The sequence below is a fragment of the Saccharibacillus qingshengii genome, assembly GCF_013185195.1.
Taxonomy (GTDB): domain Bacteria; phylum Bacillota; class Bacilli; order Paenibacillales; family Paenibacillaceae; genus Saccharibacillus; species Saccharibacillus qingshengii.
The window spans coordinates 50,194-71,071 of the sequence record NZ_JAAZWC010000003.1 but is presented as its reverse complement, the minus strand read 5'-3'; the positions used below and the strand labels follow the sequence as shown (position 1 = coordinate 71,071).

The 20,878-nt window shown below is 56.4% G+C and carries 23 protein-coding genes and 1 tRNA gene; 5 read left to right on the top strand and 19 right to left on the bottom strand.

What is annotated here, in order from left to right:
• Positions 1-311 precede the first annotated feature (311 nt).
• Complete coding sequence (locus tag HRQ60_RS03800; RefSeq protein ID WP_172194313.1) at positions 312-1,703, top strand: alkaline phosphatase; 1,392 nt, start codon at positions 312-314, stop codon at positions 1,701-1,703.
• 101 nt (positions 1,704-1,804) lie between these two features.
• Here HRQ60_RS03800 and HRQ60_RS03795 read toward each other — a convergent pair whose 3' ends face one another.
• From HRQ60_RS03795 to HRQ60_RS03770, 6 genes are all read right to left on the bottom strand, one after another.
• Positions 1,805-2,440, bottom strand: a complete 636-nt coding sequence (locus tag HRQ60_RS03795) for a hypothetical protein (protein WP_172194312.1) — start codon at positions 2,438-2,440, stop codon at positions 1,805-1,807.
• A gap of 100 nt (positions 2,441-2,540) precedes the next feature.
• Positions 2,541-3,062 (bottom strand): VanZ family protein, encoded by a 522-nt coding sequence (locus HRQ60_RS03790; protein ID WP_172194311.1) that lies wholly within the window; start codon positions 3,060-3,062, stop codon positions 2,541-2,543.
• 12 nt (positions 3,063-3,074) lie between these two features.
• Positions 3,075-3,953, bottom strand: a complete 879-nt coding sequence (locus tag HRQ60_RS03785; protein WP_172194310.1) for an NAD(P)-dependent oxidoreductase — start codon at positions 3,951-3,953, stop codon at positions 3,075-3,077.
• A 139-nt stretch (positions 3,954-4,092) separates the two neighbouring features.
• On the bottom strand, positions 4,093-5,517 hold the full coding sequence (gene thrC, locus HRQ60_RS03780) for a threonine synthase (protein ID WP_172194309.1): 1,425 nt from the start codon (positions 5,515-5,517) through the stop codon (positions 4,093-4,095).
• A gap of 129 nt (positions 5,518-5,646) precedes the next feature.
• Positions 5,647-6,123, bottom strand: coding sequence for an SRPBCC family protein (locus tag HRQ60_RS03775; protein ID WP_172194308.1), 477 nt, complete (start codon positions 6,121-6,123; stop codon positions 5,647-5,649).
• Between the two features lie 95 nt (positions 6,124-6,218).
• Positions 6,219-6,437 carry a hypothetical protein gene (locus HRQ60_RS03770; protein ID WP_172194307.1) on the bottom strand — a complete coding sequence of 73 codons (219 nt, stop codon included), beginning with the start codon at positions 6,435-6,437 and terminating at the stop codon, positions 6,219-6,221.
• 178 nt (positions 6,438-6,615) lie between these two features.
• On the opposite strand from HRQ60_RS03770, the gene HRQ60_RS03765 reads away from it, so the two are divergent.
• Positions 6,616-6,879 carry an excalibur calcium-binding domain-containing protein gene (locus tag HRQ60_RS03765; protein ID WP_172194306.1) on the top strand — a complete coding sequence of 88 codons (264 nt, stop codon included), beginning with the start codon at positions 6,616-6,618 and terminating at the stop codon, positions 6,877-6,879.
• Between the two features lie 36 nt (positions 6,880-6,915).
• Here HRQ60_RS03765 and HRQ60_RS03760 read toward each other — a convergent pair whose 3' ends face one another.
• From HRQ60_RS03760 to HRQ60_RS03745, 4 genes are all read right to left on the bottom strand, one after another.
• Positions 6,916-7,266: a hypothetical protein gene (locus tag HRQ60_RS03760; protein ID WP_172194305.1), complete on the bottom strand. Its 351-nt coding sequence runs from the start codon at positions 7,264-7,266 to the stop codon at positions 6,916-6,918.
• On the bottom strand, positions 7,233-7,397 hold the full coding sequence (locus tag HRQ60_RS03755) for a hypothetical protein (protein WP_172194304.1): 165 nt from the start codon (positions 7,395-7,397) through the stop codon (positions 7,233-7,235). The genes HRQ60_RS03760 and HRQ60_RS03755 overlap by 34 nt, the downstream gene beginning before the upstream one ends.
• A gap of 64 nt (positions 7,398-7,461) precedes the next feature.
• Positions 7,462-8,364 (bottom strand): PhzF family phenazine biosynthesis protein, encoded by a 903-nt coding sequence (locus HRQ60_RS03750; RefSeq protein ID WP_172194303.1) that lies wholly within the window; start codon positions 8,362-8,364, stop codon positions 7,462-7,464.
• Entirely contained in the window at positions 8,361-8,951 is a 591-nt protein-coding gene (locus HRQ60_RS03745; protein WP_172194302.1) for a TetR/AcrR family transcriptional regulator, read from the bottom strand. Before HRQ60_RS03745 ends, HRQ60_RS03750 begins: the two co-directional genes overlap by 4 nt.
• A gap of 167 nt (positions 8,952-9,118) precedes the next feature.
• On the opposite strand from HRQ60_RS03745, the gene HRQ60_RS03740 reads away from it, so the two are divergent.
• Positions 9,119-10,303 (top strand): MFS transporter, encoded by a 1,185-nt coding sequence (locus HRQ60_RS03740; RefSeq protein ID WP_172194301.1) that lies wholly within the window; start codon positions 9,119-9,121, stop codon positions 10,301-10,303.
• Positions 10,304-10,620: 317 nt separating this feature from the next.
• Here the strand turns inward: HRQ60_RS03740 and HRQ60_RS03735 are convergent, their stop codons facing one another.
• The 3 genes from HRQ60_RS03735 to HRQ60_RS03725 are packed head-to-tail and all read right to left on the bottom strand — an operon-like array spanning position 10,621 to position 12,140.
• On the bottom strand, positions 10,621-11,418 hold the full coding sequence (locus tag HRQ60_RS03735) for a phosphotransferase family protein (RefSeq protein WP_172194300.1): 798 nt from the start codon (positions 11,416-11,418) through the stop codon (positions 10,621-10,623).
• Between the two features lie 31 nt (positions 11,419-11,449).
• Positions 11,450-11,701 carry a DUF2164 domain-containing protein gene (locus HRQ60_RS03730; RefSeq protein ID WP_172194299.1) on the bottom strand — a complete coding sequence of 84 codons (252 nt, stop codon included), beginning with the start codon at positions 11,699-11,701 and terminating at the stop codon, positions 11,450-11,452.
• A gap of 4 nt (positions 11,702-11,705) precedes the next feature.
• Positions 11,706-12,140 carry a GNAT family N-acetyltransferase gene (locus HRQ60_RS03725; RefSeq protein WP_172194298.1) on the bottom strand — a complete coding sequence of 145 codons (435 nt, stop codon included), beginning with the start codon at positions 12,138-12,140 and terminating at the stop codon, positions 11,706-11,708.
• Between the two features lie 157 nt (positions 12,141-12,297).
• Here HRQ60_RS03725 and HRQ60_RS03720 point away from each other — a divergent pair, with 157 nt between their 5' ends.
• Positions 12,298-12,804 (top strand): hypothetical protein, encoded by a 507-nt coding sequence (locus tag HRQ60_RS03720; protein WP_172194297.1) that lies wholly within the window; start codon positions 12,298-12,300, stop codon positions 12,802-12,804.
• Between the two features lie 86 nt (positions 12,805-12,890).
• Here the strand turns inward: HRQ60_RS03720 and HRQ60_RS03715 are convergent, their stop codons facing one another.
• The 6 genes from HRQ60_RS03715 to HRQ60_RS03690 all read right to left on the bottom strand — a co-directional run bounded on the left by HRQ60_RS03715 (position 12,891) and on the right by HRQ60_RS03690 (position 20,068).
• Positions 12,891-13,580: a hypothetical protein gene (locus HRQ60_RS03715; protein WP_172194296.1), complete on the bottom strand. Its 690-nt coding sequence runs from the start codon at positions 13,578-13,580 to the stop codon at positions 12,891-12,893.
• Between the two features lie 498 nt (positions 13,581-14,078).
• Positions 14,079-14,591 carry a peptide-methionine (S)-S-oxide reductase MsrA gene (msrA, locus tag HRQ60_RS03710; protein ID WP_172194518.1) on the bottom strand — a complete coding sequence of 171 codons (513 nt, stop codon included), beginning with the start codon at positions 14,589-14,591 and terminating at the stop codon, positions 14,079-14,081.
• 108 nt (positions 14,592-14,699) lie between these two features.
• Entirely contained in the window at positions 14,700-15,713 is a 1,014-nt protein-coding gene (locus HRQ60_RS03705; RefSeq protein WP_172194295.1) for an asparaginase, read from the bottom strand.
• A 32-nt stretch (positions 15,714-15,745) separates the two neighbouring features.
• Positions 15,746-17,152 carry a dipeptidase PepV gene (gene pepV, locus HRQ60_RS03700; protein WP_172194294.1) on the bottom strand — a complete coding sequence of 469 codons (1,407 nt, stop codon included), beginning with the start codon at positions 17,150-17,152 and terminating at the stop codon, positions 15,746-15,748.
• Positions 17,153-17,192: 40 nt separating this feature from the next.
• Positions 17,193-19,808 carry an ATP-binding protein gene (locus HRQ60_RS03695; protein ID WP_172194293.1) on the bottom strand — a complete coding sequence of 872 codons (2,616 nt, stop codon included), beginning with the start codon at positions 19,806-19,808 and terminating at the stop codon, positions 17,193-17,195.
• Between the two features lie 176 nt (positions 19,809-19,984).
• Positions 19,985-20,068, bottom strand: a tRNA-Leu gene (locus tag HRQ60_RS03690).
• A 153-nt stretch (positions 20,069-20,221) separates the two neighbouring features.
• Here HRQ60_RS03690 and HRQ60_RS03685 point away from each other — a divergent pair.
• A complete protein-coding gene (locus tag HRQ60_RS03685) occupies positions 20,222-20,713 on the top strand; it encodes a YhjD family protein (RefSeq protein ID WP_172194292.1) in 492 nt (163 codons plus the stop codon).
• Positions 20,714-20,878 lie beyond the last annotated feature (165 nt).

Below are 20,878 nucleotides of genomic sequence, written 5' to 3'. Positions count from 1 at the left end.
TGTAGGCTCCACGCCGGTCCGTTTTGTGCACGTTTCTTCCGCCCGACCGGGCCTGATTTCACTCTACCTTTCCCCGTAGGAAAAAGGAAGCGCCGTTTGGCCCAAAAGCCTGCTTGCTCGGATTGCCCGGGCCTCCGGTTAGCACGACGTCTTTTTTTGTTTTTTCATACTTTTTACATAACTCGGATCTTCATTTTATATTGGTGACTATACTTGAGCATATGTTCAATCGTTAAGGCCTCACCAACCTCCCCCGTGAGTCGGCGTGAGCGCAGATTTGGCCAAGATACATATTTGAAGGAGGACATTACATGCACAGCTTGTTTAAAAAAGGACTTCCCGCCATACTCGGTCTGACCTTGGCGGCAGCCCCGACCCTGACCGGAGCAGCCGTTCCCGCGGCTCCTGCGGCTCCGGAAAATGCCCCAACGGCGGCGGCAGTACCGGCAGCAGGCACAGCCAAAAACGTGATTTTCCTGATCGGCGACGGGATGGGTCCTTCCTACACGACCGCTTACCGGTACATGAAAGACAAGAAGTCTACTCCCCTGATGGAAAAAACGGCGTTCGATTCGTATCTGGTCGGCGCCCAAACGACGTATCCGGAAGACGAGCACCAGAATATTACCGACTCCGCTTCGGCCGCGACAGCCATGTCTTCGGCAGTCAAGACCTATAATGCGGCGATCGCCGTCGACAACGACAAGACGGAAGTGAAAACGGTTCTGGAGCAGGCCAAAGAAAACGGGATGTCCACAGGCCTTGTCGCCACGTCCGAAATCACGCATGCCACACCGGCCGCTTTTGGCGCACACGATCTCAGCCGTAAAAACATGGATGCGATCGCGGACGATTACTTCGACGAAATGATCGGCGGCAAACACAAGATCGACGTGCTGCTCGGCGGCGGCAAAAGCAACTTTGTACGCAAAGACCGCGATCTGGCCGCCGAATTCAAGAAAGCCGGTTTCGGTTACGTGACCGATCGCAAAAGCCTGCTGGCCAACAAAGATCAGCAGCTGCTCGGCTTGTTCGCGGACGGCGGCCTCGACAAAATGATCGACCGCACTTCGGCAGCGCCGTCGCTGAAAGAAATGACGAATGCCGCAATCGACCGCTTGAGCGACAACGACCAAGGATTCTTCCTGATGGTCGAAGGCAGCCAGATCGACTGGGCCGGCCATGACAACGACATCGTCGGCGCGATGAGCGAGATGGAAGACTTCGAAGGCGCTTTCCAGGCCGCAATCGACTTTGCCAAAAAAGACGGCAATACGCTAGTTGTCGCGACTGCCGACCATTCCACGGGAGGTCTGAGCCTCGGCGCAAACGGCGAATACAACTTCGACGTGGCCCCGATCAAAGCGGCTGTGCATACGCCCGACTACATGGCAGCCAAGATCGCAGCCGGCGAATCGGTCGACAGCGTGCTGAAGAAAAACATCAAGCTCAAACTGACGGCCGAAGAACGGGCTTCCGTGAAAAAAGCGGCCGCCGGCAAAGACGTCACGACGATCGACAATGCGATCGAAGCGATCTTCAATACCCGTTCGTTCACAGGCTGGACAACAGGCGGCCATACCGGCGAAGACGTACAGGTCTACGCGTACGGACCGAGCAGCCAGCGTTTTGCCGGTCTGATCGACAATACGGATAACGCGAAGATTATCTTCGAACTGCTCGGCGGCAAGCCGACACGCTAAGCGGCGAAAACGGCCCATCCGCTGGAGTACGAATAAACGATAAAAAGGATACGCCCCGCGTGGGCCGTATCCTTTTTTTTTTGGAACCGTTTCGAACTTTCTCACCGGTTTCGCTTCGCTGCGTGCCGGCGCCCGCGGGCAAGTGCCAGAGCCACGATCACCACCACCAGCACTCCGCCGATTACCCATACATAGACCGGGACGGTCGAGCCTTCTTCCGGCCAACCCGGAGAAGAACCGGCCCGCAGTTCGATCGGTTCACCAAGCTGCTGGATCGCAGCTGGTTCGATGCCCGCCGCGTAAGATTGATTGCCGGAACAAAGACCGGTCGTCAGCATCGCTCCGTCTTTGCGTGCGAATACCAGATACTTCTCGCCCATCTTGAAATCCGCTCCGCAGGATGAGCTGCTCATCTCGGTCGAAAGGGTCGTCTTCTCGTAAGCATCACCTTTCCAGGCTTTGTCGACTTCAAATCGATAATAAGCCGGGTCCGCACTGGAACGAATTCCATCCGCTCCGACCAGGCTTTCGCGTCGGTCGACAGCGGTACCCGAGAAGATGGTATCCGCGTAACCGGCCGCTGCTTCCGTATCGATGATTGCGCAGGTGCAGGCGTAAGCCGGCGCGGGCTCGGCCGCCAGGCTTCCTCCGATCCCGACCAAAAAGATCAGCAGAGCCAACAGCAGCCTGATTCTAGCGCGTGTTGTGCGGGTTCGTCTGTTTTCTTGTTCATTCATCTTGTCCGCCTCCTTTATTTTCCTTCCAAGTTATCTTCTAAACGCAAAAAGGGAAGCACATGTTACACTTCCCTTCGTTTTTCTACTCGAACGGGTCTGACTATCTTCGCTCCTGCGCGGTTCGACCGCTTCCGGCCGCCGCAGACTTGCGCCCATCTCTTCGACCGCCGCGCTTTTTCTCCGGGCCGACGGCCAAGCGGTATCCGATATATCCGATTGTCGCTCCGGCTCCGTTCAGGATCAGGTCGTCCACATCCGCCACGCCCGCTCCCGAAATCCCCTGTGCCAATTCGAGCAGCAGAATCAGAGCCAGGAAACGGATAATGAATACGGGATAACGCCGGCATCTGCGAAACAGGATCGGAAACAGTACGCCGAACGGAATAAACAGCGCGACGTTGCCCGCCAGATTGATCAGCGGCGCCCGCAGATTGTTCCAGCCCGCCGAGCGGGTAAACAGCCGGATCGTCTCGAAAGGTTCCAGATTATAACGAAAATCGCCTCCCAACGCGATATGCGAAGAACGTCCGAATCCCCAGAACATCCAATAGAGCAGCAGAGATCCGTAGCCGAGCAGCACCAGCGCAGCCAGCAGTTTCACGGCGATATTTCGGGCTTTCATAAGCAAAACTCCTTATCGATTTTCGTTTCGTTCTTTGAGCTCAAGCCAGACGGCGGCCATGTCCAGTTCGCCTCTGCCGCTGCGCACCGCGTCGGCGTACGTCCGGTCCGCGGCTTCGGCCAGCGGCAGCTCGAGACCCTGCCGCTTCGCTTCCGCCGTCAGCAGCCCCAGATCTTTGGACAGCAGGCTCACCATAAACGCCGCCGGGAACTCTTCGTTCATCCACATGTCTTTTTTGCCGGCCAGCATCGGCGTGTTGACGGCGGATTCGCCGATCATTTCGATCAGCTGCGCCCGGTCAAGTCCCGCGCTTTCGCCAATCAGCAGCGATTCGGAGATGCCCTGCGCCATGACGCCGAGCAGCAGATTGATCGACAGCTTGGCCGAACTGCCTGCGCCGACCTCGCCGAACCGGATCGTTTTTTTGCCCAAAATATCGAAGAACGGCTGACACAGCGTCACCGCTTCCGCACGGCCTCCGGCCAGAATGACCAGCTGCCCGTTCTCCGCCGGACCGACCGAACCGGATACCGGCGCATCCACGTAATGCCCGCCCGCCTGCTCCACCTGCCTCGCGAACCCTTGCGCTTCTTCCGGCGCGATCGTGCTCATGTTTACGACGACGCTGCCTGCTTCAAGCCCTGCAAGCAGACCTTCTTCTCCTTCGAATACAGCCTGCACGGCAGAACCTTTTGTCAGCATGACAAAAACGATTTCGCTGCCCTGCGCGGCTTCACGCGGCGAAGAAGCAAGTACCGCTCCGTTTTCCGTCAGCGGACGCGCTTTGTCTTCCGTGCGGTTATATACATGCACCGGGTAACCCGCCTGCAGCAGATTGCGCGCCATCGGCAGTCCCATATATCCCGTTCCGATCCAGGCCAATTTGTTCATGATTGTTCCACGCTCCCGTTTCGCTATTTTTATTCTACAGCCAGCATACCGCAATCCACGCAGAGAGTCATGTCCGCCTTCCGTTCTTCCGCAGCAAAAAACGCCTCCCTGACGGAAGGCGTTCTTCTGGGTCAACCGTTTAAGAGCGGCTTACCGCGTCCCCCGCAAAAAAAGCTTCGAGCTGGCGCGTCACTTCCGCTTTGTCGTTGTCGATCACGGTCTGGAACTGCTCTTTGGCGACCAGTTCGGCGATCTCGACCGGGAAGTCCTGCACGATATCGAGCAGGCGCACCGCTTCGTCGAACTTGGCCGGATGCGCCGTCGCGAACGCGGCGGTCACTTCGCCTTCCCCGTTAAACGCTTCGTACGCCGCCACGCCGCACGCGGTATGCGGATCGAGCAGATAATCGTACTCTTTTTTGTAGCGGCCCATCAGTTCAAGTCCCTGCTCGTTCTTGGCGCCGAGCGCATGCAGTTCGGACTGCACGCGCTTCAGCAGTTCGCCTTCGACGGTGATGCCGCCTTCGCTCGCAAGCTTCGCCATGTATGCCGACACTTTCTCGGAATCTTCGTCCAGCAGATAATACAGGTAGCGTTCGAAATTGCTCGCCACCTGGATGTCCATCGACGGGCTGTGCGTCTTGCGGAACTCGCCCGGACGGTATTCGCCCGTCGTCACGAAGCGCTCCAGAATATTGTTTTCGTTCGTCGCGATGATGAGTTTGTGGATCGGCAGACCCATCTTTTTCGCCAGGAAACCCGAGAAGATATTGCCGAAGTTGCCGGACGGCACGCTGACGTTGATCTTCTTGGCGGCCGCGTCGGCACCCAACTGTTCGCTCACGCGGAAGTACGCATAGAAGTAATAGACCGTCTGAGCCAGAATCCGCACAAAATTGATCGAATTGATCGCGCGCAGATGATGTTCGCCTTTGAACGACAGATCGGAGAACAGTTCCTTGATGATGCGCTGGCAGTCGTCGAAGTTGCCTTTGACCGACAGGTTCAGCACGTTCTCGTCGTTCACCGTCGTCATCTGCAGTTCCTGCACTTTGCTGACTTTTTCATGCGGGTGAAGAATACAGATCTTGATGCCTTCTTTGCCGCGCACGCCCTGGATCGCCGCCGCGCCGGTATCGCCGGACGTTGCGCCGAGGATATGGATGATCTCGCCGCGCGTCCGGGAGACGTACGAATAGAATTCGCCCATGAACTGCAGCGCTACGTCCTTGAAGGCAAACGTCGGGCCGTGGAACAATTCCAGAATGTACAGGGAATCGTTCAGCTTGCGCACCGGCGTCACTTCCGGTTCGCGGAACGAAGCATAGCTGGCATCCACCAACTGCTTCAGATCGGCTTCCGGAATCTCTCCGTTGGCGTACAGCGAGAAAATTTCGATAAACAGCTCGCGAAAAGGCAGCTCCTGCCATTGTTCCAGCGTTTCGGCCGATACGGTCGGGATCTGCTGCGGAATCATCAGTCCTCCGTCTTCGCCCAGTCCCATCAGAACGGTATCGATAAAGCCTTTCGGTTCAACTTGACCTCTTGTACTGATGTAGTTCATCGTAAGCCCCCAGTGATCGAGAATATTTCAATAATCATACCCCGAAACCGACATCGGATGACAGTCTTTTTTTACTTTTCGCTTCAAAAAACAGTCAGCGAGCTTAAACGGAGCTTTTCTCGCAGCGGACTATTGTCCTTCCAACGTGTACATCCGCTCTACTGCTTTTTTTAACTGCCGCTGGCGGTATCGGATAAAAGATCGCATATAACGTTTCAGAACGAGTGCGTCGAACAGACGGCCGATCGGTCCCAGCGGAGAAGCGAACTGCAGGATATCGCGCACGATCGTTTCTTGACCGCTCGTCTCAAATTCATGCCGGTGCATCATCTCCTTGAACGCGCCGCGGCTCATCCGATCGACGAAAAAGTCCGGCCGCTCCATTTCTTCCGCAACCGACTCCAATCTCTGCCGCACACCGAAATGAACCGCTTCGAATACGACCTTTTCGCCTTTTTCCAGCAGGCCGTCCCTTCTTCCTCCTGGCAGCGTCCGTTCTTTCGTTCGGGGCCAGACGGTTTGCGGATGCAGTCCGATATCGCGTGCGGCATCGTAGCACACCTCGATCGGAGCATTCACCCGGATTTCTTCGCTGATGATAATCACGGACACTCATCCTTCTTGGGTGGACATTTTTGTTGTTGTAAAGCCGCCCGCTTCATACAAATTTCGCTGCCGCAAAGATCCGGGTTCTTGTCGCTTCAGCTTATGCCGTGATCGAAACGAATCTTTTTGGAATCGTCGATTGCCGCGCGAAGCTGCTTCAACCTGTCTGTGAAACGGGAATCCAGCGGTGATTTTTTTCGAATGATCCATTGGGCGGTGCAGTAGTAGGCATATTTGATATACAGCAGCATCACCCGTTCCCCGGCCAATCCTTCCCGTTCCTCGTTAAAAAATCTCTTTTTGCGCCCGGCCATCTGTGTTCCTCCTCTTATGCTTTGTTAATCTCCTTTTGCTGCATCTTGTGCCTAATGTCCTTGTTATTTCCTTACCCTCTATTAAACCCCTGGCTTCTTCTTCCGATATAAATCCCAGACGACATTCGTTCCGCCCCCGAGGACGGAACTATCCCTGGATGAACTGGAGGCTTTCCCCATGAAAAAAAGACTGGCCTATGGCCTGAGCTTCGCCCTGCTGCTTGCCGTAGCCGTTCCCGCATCTCCGCAGCCTGTCGATGCCGCCCAAAAGTATCAAAACTGCTCCGAACTGAACAAAGATTACAAAGGCGGCGTCGCCAAATCCGCATCCGTCAAAAACCAAGGCGGCAAAACGAAGCACAAACCGTTCGTTTCCGCGAAATTGTACGAAGAAAACCAGAAAAAAGACCGCGACAAAGACTTTATTGCCTGCGAAAAATAAGGGATGCCTTCGGGCATCCCTTATTTTTGTAGGCGTTCACAGCCAACGCGCTCTTTCTTTATGAATGACCGATACGCCGTTGGCGCTCGCCCACTCCAGCAGCTCCTGAATCTTCGGCTCGGGATCTTCGAGGAATTTGAACGTATAGTCGTTAGGAACGAACCCGGATCGTTTGGGGAGGATCCCGACCAGAGGAAGCTCTCCTTTTGATACATAGATGCGTTTGATCCGGTCGCTGCCCAGCTCACGACGGCGCAGCTTGATCTTGTCCCGGTCGAGCTCCAGCTGATAAGCGGGTCGTCTCATTTGCCACAGGCTCACCAGAGCGACAACCGCCAACAAAATCGCAAATGTCAGAGTGAAGCCGTACACGATTCTGTTTTCCAACACATCGCTCCATGCATGCTCCCGATCCCTATACGCATAAAAAACCAAATCGCAGCCAGGCAGCCGCATCCGATAAAGGTGCCGATCGAATAGACACTGCGTACCCGGTACGTTTTCTTTTCCAGCATCATGTTACCCCCTCCTCTTATCCCTTAAACGCGCCGGAAGCGAAGGAAGTTGGGTTTTGGCCTCTATTCAATCTAATTCGATCTCCAATTCTCCGACGAACACCGCCTGGCCGGATACCCGGATATCCATGCCTCCCTCGTCTGTGCGCGCCGCCTCTACCCGAATCCGTCCGCTGCGTCCCATCTCGATTCCCTGCTCGACCATGAATTCGCCGCGAGCCGCTTCCGGCTCCATATAAGTCAGGGCATAAGCGCCCATGACGCCGGTCGCCGTGCCCGTAGACGGATCTTCGACCATGCCGGAGAACGGCGAAGAGAAATGACGCGCATGCATGCGGGCTGCGGGATCGACGGTCTCCATACAAAAAGGATGCAAAGACGCCCGCGGCTGCTGCGTCAGCACATCCGGAAAGGCGGCATTGTCGGGAGTCATACGCGAGAAGGCTTCCAGCTTCCGGATCGGAATCAGCAGCGTCCAGACGCCCGTACTGCCGTAAACGATCGGATAGCGGTCATCCAGATCGTCGACGGACAGTCCCATCAGCGCAAGCAGACGTTCCCGATCGCCTTCGAACGGAACGAATACCGGGTCGGCCTGACGCATGCGCATGAACAGCGATTCCCCGCCGCCGTCCGCCCCATACCGAAGCTGCACCGGCAGCAGGCCGGCTTTGGTCTCGATCAAGGCCTCGGTTCGGTCCAGCCTTCCTCTCGTATGCAGCGCGTACAGCGACGCCATCGTCGCATGTCCGCACAGGTCCATTTCATTGCCCGGCGTAAAATAGCGCAGCTTGACGTCCGCTTCTTCCGACCGGCAGATAAACGTCGTTTCGTTGAAACCGACTGCAGCCGCAATCTCCTGCATCTGCGCATCCGTCAAAAAATCCGCATCCAGCATCACGCCTGCCGGATTGCCCTGCCCCGCGACAGACGAAAAAGCCTCGTAATGAAAAACTTGAACGGTTGTCATGATTGCGCCTCCTTGAATAAGGTCAATGTTCCTGCGATCGTCGAGTCGACAAAAGCGGCATCCGGCCGTGTTTTGACCATCACGGTCAGACCGATCACCGCTGCCAGCAGCGCATGGGCGAGCGCGGCCGCATCCTGGTCCGGTGCCAATTCGCCCGAAGAGATGCCCTGTTCGATCCGCTGTCGAAACCGTTCGGCCAACCTCAGCTGATGGGCCTGCGTCTTCGCGGTCCACTCCGGTTCGCGGCGCGCCAACTCGTCGATGGTCAGAATCGCCAGGCAGCCGAGTGTCGGGTCTCCGCCCGAACCTGCGGTTGCCAGATCTCGCAGCAGGCCGCCGAATGCCACCGCAGCTGCGGATTCCCTGCCCAGCACTTCGTCCACGTAAGCGATATGCTTGCGCATGTACAGATCCAGCACTTTCCCGAACAGCTCCCGCTTGTCGCCGAATGCCGCATACAAACTTGGCTTGCGGATATTCATTCTCACGGTCAGATCGTGGAGCGAAGCGGCTTCGTACCCTTTTTCCCAGAATACCCGCATGGCGGCTTCAAGGACTTCCCGTTCGTCAAAAGCACGCGGTCTCATGTTCTTCCTCCTTCGCCTATAAGGCGCTGTCTACTCTGTACCGATCAGTATAAATCATTGTCCGCCGAATTGGCAAAGGGTTGACAAGAACAAAAAAGAACCGATATAGTAAGCGGGCATCGATTACATACCGATCGGTACAAAATGAACACCCCAGGAGGTTTATCATGCCCGTATCCCGTTCTTCGACCAAACTATCACCGAAAATTTCGCTGCTGCTTGCGGCCGCCTGCGGCCTTGCCGTGGCGAATGTGTATTACACCCAGCCGCTGCTTGGCCTGCTGGCGGACGAATTCGGCGTTTCGGTCTCCGCGATCGGCTCGATCGTGATGGTCGTGCAGCTGTTCTACGCGCTTGGTCTGCTGCTGATCGTACCGCTTGGCGATCTGCGAAGCCGGAAACGCATGACGGTCATCCAACTGCTGCTGATCGCCGCCGGTCTGCTGGCCGCCTCGTTCGCTTCGAGCTTTTTTATGCTGCTGGCCGGATTGGCGCTGGTCGGTCTCACGGCCGTTGTGACCCAGGTACTCGTCAACTTGGCTTCGGCGCTCGCGGCCGAAGAACAACGGGGCCGAATCGTCGGCATCGTCACGAGCGGCGTAGTCGTCGGTATCTTGTTGGCCCGCACGTTCGCCGGATTCGTAAGCGATCTGGCCGGCTGGCGCGCCGTGTATCTGATTTCTTCGCTGCTGACGGCCGCCGCCGCGCTCACCCTCTTGGCCGTGCTGCCGCCGGACTCTGCCGACAAGTCCCGGTTGTCATACGGACGGCTGCTGCTGTCGATACTGCGGCTGTTCGCGGAAGAACGCCTGCTGCGGACCCGGGCGGCATTGGCTTTTTTCGTCTTTACCGCTTTTGGCATTCTGTGGACGCCGCTTGCCCTACCGCTTGGCAGTGTCCCGCTGTCGTTGTCCCCGTCGGCAATCGGCGCATTCGGATTGGCGGGAGCGGCCGGAGCGCTCGGCGCTCTGGGAGCCGGGCATCTGGCCGACCGGGGATGGGGAGAACGCACAACCGGTATCGCTTTGGCCTTGCTGCTGCTGTCTTGGCTGCCGATCGGCCTGCTGCATCACTCGCTGCCGCTGCTTGTCGTCGGGATCCTTCTGCTGGATTTCGCGGTACAGGCCGTGCATGTCACGAACCAGAGCCTGCTGTTTGCCGCGCTTCCGGCAGCACGCGGCCGTCTGACCGGCGCTTATATGGTCTTCTATTCGATCGGAAGCGCACTGGGCGCCTTCTTGTCCACCCAGGCATATGCGCATTACGGCTGGAGCGGTGTCAGCCTGCTGGGGGCATTGGTCAGCTTGGCAGGATTGATCTTCTGGATCGCCACGCAAAAAAGGCGCCTCTAAAACGGCGCCCAACGTGTCGAGAAAGTATGATTCCGAGAGAAGCAAGGAGGTGGAGGGAGAAATTCAGTGAAGGAACGATAGTGTTCGCCTTTGAAATCGGGAAAATTCCGCTAAAATCCAATCCTTTTCCCGATTTCAACACGCGACCGGAACGAATTTCTCCCGCAGCCGACGAGCTTACTAAACGAATAGGACTTTCTCGACAGCCTGGGCGCCTCTAAAACGGCGCCTTTCCTTCTTCCTTTCCTGCTCAAGCGGTAGACGAACCCAAACCCGGCTCGAACCGGGCCGAGAATCGCTTTCGGAGAGGTTTGCGTCTACAAGAGACGGCTCCTCACGTATTGGGCCAGCTTATCCTTCTCGGATTCCGGGATGGGTTCGACCAGACGGACGGCCGCCGCAGGCAGCATCCAGCGCTCGATCTCATCCCTGCCGAAGCCCGACTGTTCCGAGTACGTCTGCAGATAGGCGCTGCGGAACACGGCCGCCGCTTCTTCCATACGGCCTCGGGCACCGCCTTCTTCCGTACCGAACCCAAGCAGCAGAAGGGTGCGGGCAGCATCGTAGAGAGGATGGCCGCAGTTGGCATCGATCCAGTCGATGACCTGCCAGTCTTCTCCGTTCTCCATGATATTCCCGGGATGAAAGTCGCCATGGCAGAACTGTTGTCCATCAGGCAGAAGCTCCAATGCTTCCAGAACCTGGCGGCGCTCCGATTCGCCGAGACGATCCGCCCAGCCAATCCGCTGCACCAGGCGGCTGCGCTGATCGTCTTCCAGTGCGGCTGCTTCCCGCTTGTTCAGTTGAACGTGATAAGCGGCAAATTTGCGCGCCGCTTCTTCGGCCGTCTCCGGTTCGCGCTGCAGACGCTGCAGCAGCGACTCGCCTTCAAGACGTTCCAGCAGCAGAACCTGCCGGCCTTCCAAGTTCGTCAATCCGAGCGCTTTGGCGGTAGGCAGACCTGCCGCATAAGCCCACTCGCTTTTTCGATATTCGGACGCTGCGGCTGCTTCGGAGAACCCTTCCCGAAACCATTTCACGACACGGCCCGATTCGTCGAGGTAAATCTCGGCCGTGCCTCCGTCTCCGATTTTGCTCCACAACTCTTTGTTCATCGTTCACCGTTTTCCGCCGTCTCTGCGGCCTTTATCTTCGGTTGACCGGACGCTCCAGCGCATACAGCTCGTCTTCGATCTGCAGCATCTTTTCGTTCACCGCCGTTTTGGCATCCCGAACGGCCTGATTGTATATGTAGGGAGCAAACTGTTTCATCATATGGTCGAGCAGCTGTTCCGCCGCAAGACTTCCGATTTCTTCCCCGCGCTCTTCATAGAAAAAGTTCTGCAGGTCGGCGATTATCTCGTCTTTGTCTTCTTTGGGCACTCGGATCGGAATCATGGATTCACCTCCTCTCGGGTGGTTCGTTCCGCGCAGAACCGCTTGGTCGGCTGCTGCGGTGCATGACCACCTGCTGCGTAGGCTTGAATCCGCTTTTCTCGTAATAATCGGTAAGCTTGGTCGAGCAGAATAAACTCACGACTTCGATTCCGCTTAATTCCTTGATCATTTTGTCGATCAGCTGCCGGCCGATCTTTTGCCCCCGGTGCGTGCGGAGCACGACCACATCTTCCACGTAAGCCCGGTAAACGCCGTCGGACACGGCCCTGCAGAATCCGACCAGCTGCTTGTCTTCCCAGGCTCCGAGTACGATTCCGTGTGCCAGCAGCTTACGGATTCCTTCTTTGGTGCGTTCGGGCCACCAGTCGACATCTTCATAGAGACGCATGAGCTGAAGCGGGGGAATTGTTTTTTCCGTATGCGGTTTGATGACGACCATACAGCCGAAGCCTCCTTTTTTTCGGATCCGTTTTCCTTTACAAAAAAATCATTTGCAGCAAATACGCCAAGAGGCGGATATCAGGAGGTTGCCTGCCGTGCGCACTAATAAAAACAAATCTCACAGTCAGAGTCACAAAACAAATAAGGGAGATCCCGTGCCCCAAAAAAGCTTCTCTTCCCTGTTCGAACGGATCCCTCCGCTCTGGATCTGGGCACCATTGATGCTGATTGTATTGGCTTTCGTATCCGTACCCGGCATTTACGCGGACACGTTCGGATTGGGACTGCAGCGGGGTGTGCTGATTGTCTTGACGATTCGGGCCGCCTTGGTGTGGCTCGCCGCTATCGGCGTACTGGCGCTGCCGTCTGTCATGCTGGCCGGATTCCAGACGCCGCAGACTTCCTATGATCTCTCGCGGTATTACACGGAAGGCGTGATCGAAGAACGGACAGCTCCGGTCGCCAACTTCCAAGAAGAATGCAGCCGAAACACTCGGACGAGGCTATGTAAGCTGTGGGTCGAGCTGGAAGACGGAAGCCGTTACGCCACCACTGGCGCACTGGCCGATGCCTTTAAGCAGCATAAGGATGTTCAAGCGGTCCGAGTCCTGCCTGTGAGCAGGCGATTGATCGGAATCCGCACACAGGACGGCTGGCTTTAGAGCGGTACTGCCGATCGGTTATACGCAAAAACCCCGGTATACACGCCTCGGCATACCGGGAAACATCCTTGCAAAACGTTGAATATTCAAGGCTCGATCGGATTAACCATACTCGGATCGGCGATCAGCGACAAAGCGCTTTCTTCGAGACACCCGTACCAGACGTCGGAGTAGTAATCCATGATGAGCAGATTGTCGCCGCACAGATAGAACGAATGCGAGGGTTCCTTGAAGACATAATAGCCGTCCAGCCAGATCGGATTCAGCGTATCGCGGAATACGGCCGGATCTAGTCCTCCCTGCAGCTTGCCGAAATGCCGGCTGCCGAAGACCAGCTCCTGCAGGCAGAATGTCGTCATAAAATGCGGAAGCGAAGGACATACGACTTCGCTCTCTTCCAGATAATCGTCCCACAGCCGCGCGGCATCGCTGTATACCGGCGAATCGTCGCGTCCGGCATCTACCTCGCAGCTCCAGCTTCCTTGATTTTCGAGCAGAAACGTAATCCGTCCGTCCTCGCGTTTCAATCCGGATGCATCCATCCAGATATCCTGCGCTTCAAATAACTTTGGACGCAGCCCGCCCGTGTCGCTGCCCATTCCAAAAGACGGATTAGGCCAGTTGCCGGCGAACCGGTAGAAATCTTTCAGAACGAAAGGCAGATCCGCCGGAATCTCTTCGGTTCGAATGCCGTACTCCGGTTTCGCGGGTCCGGCCCACTTGCAGATAAAAGCTTTCAGCCGCTCCAACGTCAGTTCGTTGTCCGGAATCAGCATGTGCATTCCCCTTTGATATGTAATGCCTTTATTTTATCGGTAACCTAAAAAACTGAGAAGCCCGCTACTTCCTATTTCTGCCGATCTTTGAACCGACGCCTATGCGAAGTTGGTCCCATTGCGGACAGGCTTCGCTTTATTATAAAGGAATTGGACGAATTTTACACATCTATCAAAAAAGACGCGCCGAAGGCGCGTCAAAGTGTCGAGAAAGCATGATTCCGAGAGAAGCGAGGAGGCGGAGGGAGAAATTCAGTGAAGGAACGATAGTGATCGCCTTTGTGGTGCAAGTTCATCCAAAATCGGGATATGAACTTGCACCGTTAATCGGGAAAATTCCATTTAAATTTGATCGTTTTTCCCGATTTCAACACGCGACCGAAACGAATTTCTCCCGCAGCCGACAAGCTTTTCACACGAATAGGACTTTCTCGACAGCCTGACGCGCCGAAGGCGCGTCATTTGGTGTAGCTGGAAAAATCGGCCGGATCGGCGCCTTTACCAATTGGAATCGATAAAGGTGTCCCGTCCCGACTGCTCGCGGTCTTCTTTGTAATGCTTCGGATTTTTCTTGTGGTAATCCTGGTGGTAATCTTCGGCTTCGTAAAAGTCCTGCGCCGGCAAAATATCCGTCACGATCGGCTTGTCGAAACGCCCGCTGTCCGCAAGCGCCTGCCGGGAAGCAAGAGCTTCCTGCTGCTGTTCTTCGTTGTGGAAAAAGATCGCCGGTTTGTACTGCGGTCCGCGGTCCTGGAACTGGCCTTCGCCGTCCGTCGGATCCGTCTGCGGCCAATACAGCTCAAGCAGCCGGGCATATGGAAACACATCCGGTTCGAATGTAATCTGCACGACTTCGTAATGTCCCGTCGTGCCGGTCTTCACCTGCTCGTACGTCGGATTTTCTACCGTACCGCCCATGTAGCCGGACACAATTCCGTGAATCCCCGGCTGTTCTTCAAAAGGTGTAACCATACACCAGAAGCAGCCGCCGGCAAAGGTGGCTTTTTCGATTGTGTTTTCGCCCGCATTTTGTGCGAAGCCTTGAGAATGCTGATTCATTGCTGCTTCCGCTCCTTCCTGAATTTGACGGGTTGATGGCCCATACTGCCTTTTCTGCTTCTATTCGGCGCTTGAATTCAGCACAAAGCGGGGCCTGATCTCGCCGATCTGCTCTTTGCGCGCATTCAGTACCGGAGCATGAACATGTTCCGCAAGCTGTTCGAACTGCTCGGACGTTCCGATACCGAGCTGCTTCAGCACTTCCATCGCCGCAACGGAAGCCGCACGCTCGCTTCCGTCTTCGACTTTGACCACTATCCCGATCCCCAGATCGGCTACTCCGATACATTGGACGCCTTCCGCGCCGACTTTGGCGACCAGCCGGCCCGCGAACACGCGCATCAGATCGGTGTCGAAGCGGTTCTTGCCCGCCACCATCTCGGGGCGCGCCGTCATACCCGAACGAATACGGTTCAAAGCGTCCGCACGCTGCGCAGACACCGTCCCTTCCGGTTTCGCCAACCGGGCGAAACCGAGAGCCGCCCCGCGGAGCGGCAGCCGATGCACCGGCACGCCGCAGCCGTCTACGCCGATCCCGATTTCTTCGACGGGCACATCGCACACGTCGGCAATGACCGACAGAATGCGCTGCTGGTGGGGATGTCCGATCTCGCGATAGGTGTCCGTATCTTCATGCAGATGCGCCGCGGTCAGCAGCATCCCGGAATGTTTGCCGGAACAGTTGCTGAATACGGGAGTCAGCTCGCGGCCTGCACGAATCAGTTCGCGGTAACTTTCGCCGTCGCGCGGAACATGCGTGCCGCACTGCAGATCCTTTTCCGACAAATGCGCTCTCGAAAGTACATCCAGCACCGTTTCCCGATGAATCGGTTCGCCGCTGTGGGAAGCACAGCTGAGCGCGATCTCCGCATCGCCGTAACCGTAGGCATCGGCCGCACCGGATTCGATCAGCGGTACCGTCTGGAACGGCTTCATCGACGAACGGGGAAAGGTCAGGCGATCGGGATCGCCGACGCTGTACAGCAGTCGGCCGTTCCGATCCACAACCGCCGCATGAATCTTATGGCTGCTCTCGATATACTCGCCACGGGTAACTTCTACATCCTGCGACATCGGTTAATCTCTTCTTTCTGTATATAAGATAGTTATTTCGCAAGCTCGTAAATGGCACGCGCATAGATCGCGGTCGCTTTCAGCAGATCGTCGATCTCGATATACTCGTCCGCCTGATGCGCAGTCATTTCTTTGCCCGGGAAGCAGGCTCCAAAAGCGACTCCCTTCTCCATAAACCGGGCATACGTCGCTCCGCCGGTCGTCAGAAGCGTCGGTTCGTCGCCGGTCATCTCGGCGTAAGCGGTCTGCAGCGCCCGGATAATCGGTTCATCCTTGGACACGTAATGCGAACCGGATTCGCGCACCTCCGAGATCCGGAACCCGAATCCGTCGATCGTTTCTTCCAGCTGCGCTTTGATCCATCCGTAATCGGCCTGAACCGGACAGCGCGCCGTCAGCCCGATCTGCGTATCGCCTTCTTCCATCCCGAAGCGCAGTACACCCGGATTGACCGTCAGCGGACCCGTTACGTCGTCGCTGCACGCGATACCGATCCGCTCGCCGTGGAAATCTTCGTGCACGGCGTTCAGCAGGCCGATAAACGACTTGCCTTCCGGCTGCAGCGAAGCGTCCTGAAGGAACAGGGCCAGCGTCGTTCCGGCATTGACGCCCGCCGCAGGCTCCGAACCGTGCGCCGATACGCCGGTCACGGTAAACATGGCCTGTCCCGCATTGATCTCCGCTTCGCCTTTTACCCGGTGGGCCCGGCAGAAATCTTCGAAAGCTTCGACCAGCGGACGGACATCGCCGCTCAGGACAGCCTGTGCGCGTTCGGGTACCATATTGATCCGCAGGCCCGACTCGAACGTTTCGAGCTTGACGAGCGACTTGGTTTCTTTGGGCTGTTCCTTGGGCACGAGGGTCGGGTTAAACTGTCCTTTTTCCGCATAAATCATCGGGAACTCGGCATCCGGCGCGAACCCTTCGGTCGGCATCCGTTCGTTCGCCGCATAATGATGCATGCAGCTCATGCCGCTCTCTTCGTCGGTCCCGAAGATCAGGCGGACATTTTTGCTGAGCGGAAGACCCGATTCTTTGACGATTTTCAGTCCGTACAAAGCGGCGATCGTCGGGCCTTTGTCGTCGATGGCGCCGCGTGCATACAGCTTACCGCCGCGGATCGTCGGTTCGAACGGAGGGCTGGTCCATGTACCTGCGGCCGGGACTACATCCACATGACCCAATATGCCGATCGTCGTTTCCGGATCGAAGTTTCCGTACTGCGCATGCCCGGCATAGCCGTCCACGTTTTTAACATCCAAACCGAGGCTTTCCGTCAGCTTCAGCATGTAGTCCAGCGCTTCGCCGACTGCCGAGCCCATCGGGCGTTTTCTCGATGCGCTGCCGAGGTCTTTGATGCTTGGTATACGCAGAAGGCCGTCCAGGTCGCGCAGCAGGTCTTCTCTCCGGGATTCCGCTTCTTTTTGCCAATCGATCATCCGTCTGTCCTCCTCAAGGTGTCTATCCGTTTAACAAGCTTTACGATTCGCCTACTATCTTACCATTATTTTTCCCGGAATGCCGAACGCACTTCTCCGCTTCCGTGAGCAGTCCGGAGAGACGTTTGGCATTGACGGGTTTGTTCATGTACTCGTCCATTCCGGCTTCCAGACAGCGTTCCCGGTCTCCCCGAAGCGCGTTGGCCGTCACCGCGATAATGTACGGGCGTCCCTTTTCCGTCGACCGTTCCCGAATTTCCCTCGTCGCTTCGAATCCGTCCATTCCGGGCATGCGCACATCCATCAGGATCACATCGTACCCCGAACGTTCGAAAGCTTCGACCGCCTGGCGGCCGTCTTCGGCCAGATCCGCCCGGTAACCGAGTCTTCGGAGCAGCCGCTCCATCACGAGCTGGTTGATCTTGTTGTCTTCGGCAACCAGAATCCGCAGCGGAGCCAGTTCTTCGTCATCCGGCAGAACCGGAAGCGGAGCAGAATCTTCGGTCGATTCGGCGGCGCCGAAATCCGGCAGACCGACTTCGATCGTAAACCGGAATACGGAACCGACGCCAAGCTTCGAGCGGACGCCGATCTTTCCGTTCATCAGCTCGATCAGTCTCTTGGTAATCGCAAGACCCAATCCCGTCCCTTCGGACTTGCGCGTCATAAAGTTATCCAGCTGGTAAAAAGGATCAAAAAGATGTTCCGTCTGCTCTTCCGGAATTCCTATTCCCGTATCGCGAATCCGGAAAACAAGCCTCAGGCTTCCTTCCGGCGCGTCGTCTTCCTGATCCACGGAAACGAATACGCCGCCGGTCTCGGTATACTTGATGGCATTGCCGACCAGGTTGACGAGAATCTGACGCAGTTTGTTCGGATCGCCGACCACGATGTCGGGCAGCCGCGGAGCGACGGACAAACCCAGCTCCAGATTTTTCGCCCGCGAATCGGCCAGCAGAATATCGAACGAACGCGCCACATCTTCCCGGAGATTCATGGGCTCAAGCTGAAGCTCCGTCTTGCCTGCTTCGATCTTGGAGAAATCGAGAATATCGTTTACGATGTTGAGCAGCGAATCGCCGCTGCGCCGGATCACTTCCACGTATTCGCGCTGTTCGTCGCTCAGCCCTTCGGTCTCCAGCAGCAGCTCCGTAAGCGTGATGACCCCGTTCATCGGCGTGCGGATCTCATGGCTCATGACGGCGAGAAATTCGCTTTTGGCCCGGTTCATTTCTTCCGCCGCCTGTTTCTCGATCAGCAGCCGTTTCTGCTCCGTGATATCTTTGGCCAAAATATAACAGCCGACCCGTTCCCCGCCTACGATAATCGGAGCCGTCGAGGTCAGCACTTCCGACTCCCGGCCGTCCGTATGCCGGATCCGGACCGAAGCGAAGCCTCGTTCTTCGCCTGCCGGCGTTCCGCCCAGGATATCGTCAAGCGTGCCTTCGGATAGCCACTCGTCAAAACGTCTGCCGATCATTTCTTCAATCGTCAGTCCCGTCAAATGCTGGGCCGACGGATTCGTATTGATGACATGCCCTTGTCTGTCGATCGAAAATACGGCATCGTGATTGTGCTTCTTAAGCGACGTATACCGTTCGACCGATTCCTGCAGCAGACGCTCGGAACTGCGGAAACCGGTAATATCGCGATAGATCACCGCGTGACCGCCCGGGCGGCCGTCTTCGCCAAGCGTAAAAGCGGTCAGCAGCAGATCAAGCGACCCGCCGCCGCGGGTGCGGGCTGTCGCTTCGGTGCGTTTCGAAGGATCGATCGCCGCTTCCGGCCGGATGCCCGCTTCGGAAGAATGATGCTCTTCGGCTTTGCGCAGAATCCGCAGCCCGATCTTCTCCCGAAGCTCCGATTCGCCTGCTCCCGCAAATTCCGCGGCCGACCAGCCAAACACGCGCTCGAAAGCGGCGTTGACGTTGACCAGCTTGTTCTTTTCGTCAAAAAGAGCTACCGGATCGAGATTATTGGCAATAACATTCTCGAGCTGACGCGCGGTTTCTTCCAAGCGCCGGCGGGCATCCAGGTTGCGTTCGTCCATTTCGCGTTGGGCCGACAGGGAAGGGAATACCGCACCCGTGCTTTTACCCGACAGATCCGTACCGGTAAGCTCGCTATCGGTCATTACATAGTCGTGCCGGCGCAGCATTTTGATCTGAAGCGCCGCACTGATCGAACCGCTGCCGTAAGCGCAGACCGAGATCATGCGATGATCGTGCACGGTCCGGTCGGCCAGCCCTTCGAAATGTTCCAACTCGCTTTCGACGCCTTCTTCGTCTTTCCAGACGACATGGGCCCAGGTACGGATCGACGGAATCCGGTCCGTATAACTTCCCAGCAGCTCCTCGGAATGTTTCATGACTTTTTTATAATGGAAGCTGCCGTGAACGCCATAAAAATAGTCCGCGTCCACAAACACGACCCGCTTCTGTTCTTCTTCGCCAAGCGCAAGGAAGACGCGGCCGCGGATCTGCTCGATCCGTTCCGCTGTGTCGATCAAAATGGCCAGGTCTCCGCCCTGCGCTCCCGTGATCAAATAAGCGGACGCATTATCGACGTAAGCCTCCGCATCGTCGTATAGATATAAAATGTGTCCGCCCGCAGATACACTGACCATCCGATTCAATTCCATTATGCGCTCGCTCATTGTGCACCTCGTGACTTTGTATGAATTTTAACTTCTTTCATTATACGACAAAGGAGAAGGCGGAAGATGACGAATTTTACGCAGCGATACATAAAAAACCGTCCAAACTCGGAAAGGCGCAAAAAAAGGTCCGTATCCTCTGCCGAAGCATGGAATACGGACCTTTCTATTCGTGATGCGGTCGAGAGGACTCGAACCTCCACGGGGGTTAGCCCACACGGACCTGAACCGTGCGCGTCTGCCAATTCCGCCACGACCGCTCATTCAAATGCGCCTGTTACGGCGAAAAGTTAGATCATATCATGTTATTTCAAAAAAAGTCAATGTATAAAAAAACCACATTCGCTTGCAACCGTACATGTGTTCGGTTATAATAAAAACAGAACATAAGTTCCTACAAGGTGGTGAAGAGCATGACCGCTGCACAGACGACCCGAGACGAACTTTCACTGATCAAAAGTTATCTGCTGCTGACTCATATTTTGAAAGTATTCGACAATGATGCCAAGAAGCTGGAGTCCGATGCGCCGATGCAGGCTTCCCCTTTATATACCGAGATGATCCGGAGCGCTTCGAAATGTGCGGCCGTGCTGTTGTCGGGCATCCGGCGCGAATTCAAGAAGCGTCATATCCGCATCTGCGAAATCAAGCATACGGACGGCGGCGTTGACGCCGATTATCTCTGCCGCGGCCTTCACGGCGCGATGCATATCGACCGCGAGCCTTTCCGCAAGGAAGCCGATCTGCGGATGCGGGCTTATATGGGCCTCGAATCGGCCCCGATCGTAACCGATTCCGGCCGCCATTCCGCAGCTCCGACACGGGGCTATGCCCATTCTGCCGGTGCCGGAACCCATGCCGCCAAGAAACCTGCCCGCCCTTATTCGGCCGGAGCCTATGCCTAAATCCCCCCTCTCCGGTCTGTCGATCTGCTTCGCTCCCCCCAGCGTTCAGCCGACAGACAGGAATGATTCATAAACTCCCTTTTTCACCAGACAAAGCCCGCCCTGTACCGGATATTCCGGCACAAGGCGGGCTTTTGTCATTCGGTCCCTTTTTCTAGAAGATCC